Origin of the sequence: Microvirga sesbaniae, assembly GCF_025460805.1 — a bacterium.
Taxonomy (GTDB): Bacteria; Pseudomonadota; Alphaproteobacteria; order Rhizobiales; family Beijerinckiaceae; genus Microvirga; species Microvirga sesbaniae.
The window spans coordinates 1-635 of record NZ_JAMXFJ010000133.1; the positions used below are offsets into that span (position 1 = coordinate 1).

General features: G+C 61.3%; 1 pseudogene. It reads left to right on the plus strand.

Annotated features, from left to right (window positions below):
• Nucleotides 1-212: 212 nt before the first annotated feature.
• Nucleotides 213-508 (plus strand): annotated as a pseudogene (locus OCW50_RS33145) (IS110 family transposase); the annotation flags it as partial.
• Nucleotides 509-635 lie beyond the last annotated feature (127 nt).

Consider the following 635-nt stretch of genomic DNA (forward strand, 5'->3'; position numbering starts at 1 on the left):
ACCGGCGGCTGGCCAAGGACTACGAACGCCTGGTCGAGACCGGCGAGATGCTGCTTTACCTCGCCATGAGCCGCATTCTGCTGCGCCGCCTCACGCGAAAGGAAAGATAATTGCTCATCAGCCTCTAGCACTACAGATCCTATGCGGGTGGATAGCGGTCCACTCTCTGGCAGAGTGAGGTTGCTGTATCCACTCACGCTGGAGACCAACCGATGTCCGTTGAGCCCCGATTTGAGCAAACCGCTATCCGCACCCATCTTGGCGCAATCTTCGTCTCCCTGGAACTGAGTCTTCGGTGTGGCTGATCACCTCTCTGTCGCCCGGGGCCGGCGAGACGATGTCCAGGCACAGCGTGCGGGGCGGCGATGTGGCCGGCCTGCTGATGCGGTTTGCGCAGCTGCAGGAGAAAGCGCGCGCGCGAACCGGTCAGATGGTTCCGATCATCACTGTTCAGGAGGCGGGACTGGATGGGTTCTGGATCCATCACGTGCTGTTAAGCGAGGGGATCGTAAGGCGCGGCGATCAGGGTGGAAGTTGAGCGGCAATCAGAATGAGAGGTGACGGTGCGATCCGTACGGATCGCACCGTCTGGCCGTCGCGGCCGACCGGGTAAGGAGTGGGGTTCTTCACGACCA